Source organism: uncultured Campylobacter sp. (assembly GCF_938045205.1).
Lineage (GTDB): Bacteria > Campylobacterota > Campylobacteria > Campylobacterales > Campylobacteraceae > Campylobacter_B.
This window is the reverse complement of record NZ_CALIMY010000032.1, coordinates 1-4,201: the sequence shown is the minus strand read 5'-3', so window position 1 is coordinate 4,201 and position 4,201 is coordinate 1. Positions and strand designations below refer to the sequence as shown.

The window sequence follows — 4,201 nt, the reverse complement described above, 5'->3', positions numbered from 1 at the left end:
ATTCCATCCCGTTGGGAATTGAAACCTGCGGTAATCGATCCCGATCCACATCCCGTAACCCGTAGAATTCCATCCCGTTGGGAATTGAAACATATATTTGAGTTTAAAAAAGAATTTAGTAGAGATTTATTGAGCGATCGATTTTCATATGCTCGTTTTGTAGAAACCGGGCATACACCTTGATTGTCATATCCAAATTCGCGTGGCCGAGGATTTGAGATACCCATTTCAGTGGGATTTCGCCCCTTACCGCGCGCTCGACCATGTGGGTTGCGAACGTGTGGCGGGTATGTCTGGCGCTTCGGTATGGGATACCGCATTCATCAAGGAATTTTCGCCACCTGCCGTTGCCGAAAAGCGACGTAGAGCCGAAAAGATGATCGCCTCTTTCCGAAAAGACCCACTCGCTATCCCGATCCTTTTCAAGCCGGGCGATGTATGGCAAAAGCGACGTAAATATCGGCACGATCCTATCCTCTCCGGTTTTGGTGCGAGGTTTAACAAGCCCGTCCGTGAGGCTCTTGCTGATCGATATACTCATAGCCTCCCTATCGATATCTTCCCAGCGCAGAGCCAAAATTTCGCAACACCTCGCTCCCGTATAAAACGCAAAAGCAAGAAAGCTCTCAAGCCGCCCGCTCGCCTTTGAGAGCATCAGCTCCACTTCCTCTGCCGAAAACGGATCGGTTTTGCTGCGCGGGATCTTTGGATATTTTGCGCCCACAAACGGGTTTTTTGCAAGTTTTCCGGCTTCTACTGCTTGCTCGCAGGCGCGGCGCCAGCACAGCACGACGCGCTTGATAGTGCTCGGGGCTAGACCTTCCTCAAGCCCCGCCAGCCACTTTTGAATATCCACTTTCTTGATGCAGGCGGCATCTTTCGGCAGATATTTCGTATGTGAGAACGCGAACTTTTGCTTGCGGTCCTGTTCAAAATTTATCTGCCCGAGAGCTTCGAGATAGTCTCGGGCGATAGAGGCGAGGGTCATCATAGGCTCCTGTCGTACCACCTGCGAATAAACATTTCGCTAAGCAAGTGCTCTTTCACCATCTCGAAAATGAGCTCCTTTTCTTTATCCGAAAAATCTTTGAAATACACATGAGTATGCTTTTCTCCCTGCGCGTATGCGCTATTGGACTCTTCGCCTACATATATCTTGCAGGAGGAGAAGGATATTGCCTCTCCCTCATCGAAGAGTCCTGCATATTTTCTCTCTTCGAAGGGAATTTCTCCGCCAGTGCCCCAACCCCCAAGCTCAAGTTGCGGAGCGTCAGTTCCGTTTTTCACGTGAGCCTTCACGTAGATTTCAGGGAAAACGAAACTCACGCTCTCGCTCCATACGCTTTCGCTGCAGCGAAAATCAACCAATCCTATGATATAGTCTGCGTCGCCGTAGGTGGAATTTTCATCCACCTTCTTTACCCAAATTCTTAAGGCGTAAACATTGCTCCTCTTGCGTCCTTTTTCTAGGGCGTCCATAATAGTGTATGGTACACCTCTACTAGGTGAGATTAAATCAAGCTGCTTTGATGGAACAACAGCAAAAGTATCGCCTACTTGAGAGGCGGGAACGACGCTCAATACCTTTTTGAGATATTTTGTGCATCCATGTTCATCTTCATCATATGGAGCGACACCGACAACGGAAACGATCGCTATGCCATCTCTGTTTTGCACAACAGCTGCATCGCCTTCGTGAACTTCTACGCTCTCATCTATAGCCCAACTATAAACTCTGTCTTTACTTCCGCTAAAAGAAGCTTCGATGATCTTTATGTTTTTCATTTTTTATCCTTTAAATTTTATCGCCATATTTTGTGGCGATAGTGGCAACGGAAGCCTTGGCCCATTTTTTGTTTTTTGAATCCCAAGAAAACCCGCAGGCTTTCAACATATTGTTTATTTCGTAGGTGTTTTTGTTTCCTACAACGCCTACGAAGCCATCTATTAGGGCTATTGCAGCCGTTGAGGCTTGCAATATTTCTTTTGAATAGCCGCCCTTCAATTCGGCGGCTATGATGGCGTCATCGGTTGTTTTTATGAGCTCTTCTTTTTTCCAGGAAGCTCTTTCAGCCTTTAGAATTTCGGTGAAAAGTATTTCGCCGTTATTTGTTTCCACCAAAAACATTTTGGTGCATGGAAACATAAATCCTGATGTTTTCATCTTTTTCTCCTTTAGGACTATGCCTGCACATAGGGCATTTTATAAAATTTCTTTCGTGTATGTAGTATTATCCCAGCCGCTAAATTCATTGTCAAAGTCGAAGCAGCAATCACGTTGAAACTCATCAAGGCTCGACCATGCTTGCCCCTCGGCTCCCAAAACATCTTTGATGATATTGGCGGGATAAAATATTGCGTTATCGTAGCTCTGTAATCCTGTGATTTCGCCGTTTTCATCATAAATGATTATTCCAGCCGGATTATGACCTAAACTAAACTCTTCGCCATTCAAAAGCCGTACCGCTTCGACACCTTGCTCCCAAAATAGCCTTTTCATTTTTTACTCCTTGTAAAACATTTTGTTTTAAATTGAGCGTATTATAATACATTTTGTTTCAAATGTCAAGAGTTATTAAAACTTTTTGCATTATTTTTATGAGAAAATAAAATATTTTGTTTTATTTTGCTATAATTATGGAAATTTGGATAGGAATAGATATGACAAAACAAGAATTTGTATCGAAGCTAAAAGATCTCAATTTGTCCGTTGCCGATTTTGCGGAGATGGTGGGGCTTCATCCTGCGTCCGTGCGAAGCTTCAATGATGAAAAGCGCCCCGTTCCCGATTGGATAGATAGTTGGATGCAAAACTACGAGAAAGCTAGGGCGCTAGACGAGCTTTTAGCACTCATCGAAAAATTTAGGCGTTAAAAGCCGTTTAAAAGGTCCTTAACGCCTAAATAATTCGTAATAAAAATCCTACTGCTATTTTTCTATATGATTCACAATTCTCACTGCAAATTCTTGCCCCTTTACGGCGGCAAGTAGTGCGCTCAAAGCCGTACGAGAGTCTTTCACTCCGCGCGCGCCCAAAGAGTTGCCCAGTAGCACGCAACCCTCGGTATTGCTTCCGGTATTGCCAGCGTGGATCAGAATGCAGCGGCTTTTTGGTACTATTTTATTCCAAAGCAGAGGCAATCTTGCTCTAAATTTAGGGCTATCGTGCCAGGCTATTTGATACCTTCCTTGAGGTATGCGTCTATCCATACCGCTTTGTGTAGTATCAGGGCCCGCAGGCTCGCAGGTATAGCCTATTAGCACTACTTTTTTGCCATCGCTCAATACGAAACGCCCTAGCGTCATATCATCAATTTCTTTAAATCTAAAGATTTCTAAGACCATTTTTACTCCTTTATCCTTCAAATTCTATCTCTATGGTATAACTTGTGGGCTCTAGCGTATGCGAAACCGATTTTATGCTAAATTTAACATCCTCAAGCCCTGCAGCGCCTTTAAATTTAATTTGCGCCCCCGCTATAATATTTGCTCCCATACACGAGCACCGCCCGTTAATACCGCCCTTTTTTAGCTCATTTAGCTTGTTTTGCGCTAGTCGATAAGCTTCAGCATCACTTTTCGGTTCTGGGATTTGCATCTTATAGGTCTGTTTGCCTTTGCCTACCTTGATCTGCTTACGCTTGCCGCTTGCGATGTCTTGCCATTCGCATACGACTGCATTATAGGCGTTACGATTAGCCTCTGTGATATTCAAAGAAGCGAGATCTATCAAATTTAATTCTATTTGCGGTAGCCCGCTCTCTGTCTCTGCTTCGTCTGCTTCATCATCTCCGCTTTTTGGCGCTAGGATCAGAGTATCGTTTTTGGTGGCGGCGAGATAGCCGAGCTCCTTTGCCAATGAATATAAAAACTCCAAATCACTCACCCCGTCTTGTAGGCGCGATCTGATTGCCATATCCTCTCCGCTCGTTTTGAGGCGCAGGGCATTTTCGTCCGCGATCTTGCCGGCAATGGCAAAAAGCGTGGTATTTTCCCAGCTACGGCGCTTTTTGGTCTTGATCTCGCCGGCAAAATCTACGGCGGTCGCACGCACCTCGGTACTTTGCTCTTTGTAATCTCGCTCGCAGGTCTGCACGGCAAATTTACCGCACAGCCACATATTATCGGCACCTTCCTCGCCTTCGCTCGCCCAACCCAAATATAGCTCAAGCTTGTCGCCGAATGTCGGCTTTGCAAAGAG

Annotated in this window: 7 protein-coding genes; 1 reads left to right on the top strand and 6 read right to left on the bottom strand. The window is 45.2% G+C overall.

Going from position 1 to position 4,201, the window contains the following annotated elements:
• Positions 1-115: 115 nt before the first annotated feature.
• The 4 genes from Q0198_RS01970 to Q0198_RS01955 are packed head-to-tail and all read right to left on the bottom strand — an operon-like array spanning position 116 to position 2,500.
• A complete protein-coding gene (locus Q0198_RS01970) occupies positions 116-991 on the bottom strand; it encodes a site-specific integrase (protein WP_297894388.1) in 876 nt (291 codons plus the stop codon).
• The gene (locus tag Q0198_RS01965) at positions 988-1,785 is read right to left on the bottom strand and encodes a hypothetical protein (RefSeq protein WP_297894386.1); all 798 of its coding nucleotides are present in this window, start codon (positions 1,783-1,785) and stop codon (positions 988-990) included. Before Q0198_RS01965 ends, Q0198_RS01970 begins: the two co-directional genes overlap by 4 nt.
• Before the next feature lie 10 nt (positions 1,786-1,795).
• The gene (locus Q0198_RS01960; RefSeq protein ID WP_297894385.1) at positions 1,796-2,164 is read right to left on the bottom strand and encodes a hypothetical protein; all 369 of its coding nucleotides are present in this window, start codon (positions 2,162-2,164) and stop codon (positions 1,796-1,798) included.
• A 39-nt stretch (positions 2,165-2,203) separates the two neighbouring features.
• Positions 2,204-2,500 carry a hypothetical protein gene (locus Q0198_RS01955; protein ID WP_297894384.1) on the bottom strand — a complete coding sequence of 99 codons (297 nt, stop codon included), beginning with the start codon at positions 2,498-2,500 and terminating at the stop codon, positions 2,204-2,206.
• A 161-nt stretch (positions 2,501-2,661) separates the two neighbouring features.
• On the opposite strand from Q0198_RS01955, the gene Q0198_RS01950 reads away from it, so the two are divergent.
• The gene (locus tag Q0198_RS01950) at positions 2,662-2,874 is read left to right on the top strand and encodes a hypothetical protein (RefSeq protein WP_297894383.1); all 213 of its coding nucleotides are present in this window, start codon (positions 2,662-2,664) and stop codon (positions 2,872-2,874) included.
• A 54-nt stretch (positions 2,875-2,928) separates the two neighbouring features.
• Here Q0198_RS01950 and Q0198_RS01945 read toward each other — a convergent pair whose 3' ends face one another.
• The gene (locus Q0198_RS01945) at positions 2,929-3,345 is read right to left on the bottom strand and encodes a DUF5675 family protein (protein ID WP_297894381.1); all 417 of its coding nucleotides are present in this window, start codon (positions 3,343-3,345) and stop codon (positions 2,929-2,931) included.
• 10 nt (positions 3,346-3,355) lie between these two features.
• A partial coding sequence (locus Q0198_RS01940) for a phage tail protein (RefSeq protein WP_297894380.1) occupies positions 3,356-4,201 on the bottom strand: 846 nt, incomplete at its 5' end.

What these genes read in the sequence shown, in the direction of transcription:
- Q0198_RS01970 (WP_297894388.1), bottom strand. Translation starts at nt 991, where the DNA reads ATGATGACCCTCGCCTCTATCGCCCGAGACTATCTCGAAGCTCTCGGG.
- Q0198_RS01950 (WP_297894383.1), top strand. Translation starts at nt 2,662, where the DNA reads ATGACAAAACAAGAATTTGTATCGAAGCTAAAAGATCTCAATTTGTCC.
- Q0198_RS01960 (WP_297894385.1), bottom strand. Translation starts at nt 2,164, where the DNA reads ATGAAAACATCAGGATTTATGTTTCCATGCACCAAAATGTTTTTGGTG.
- Q0198_RS01955 (WP_297894384.1), bottom strand. Translation starts at nt 2,500, where the DNA reads ATGAAAAGGCTATTTTGGGAGCAAGGTGTCGAAGCGGTACGGCTTTTG.
- Q0198_RS01945 (WP_297894381.1), bottom strand. Translation starts at nt 3,345, where the DNA reads ATGGTCTTAGAAATCTTTAGATTTAAAGAAATTGATGATATGACGCTA.
- Q0198_RS01965 (WP_297894386.1), bottom strand. Translation starts at nt 1,785, where the DNA reads ATGAAAAACATAAAGATCATCGAAGCTTCTTTTAGCGGAAGTAAAGAC.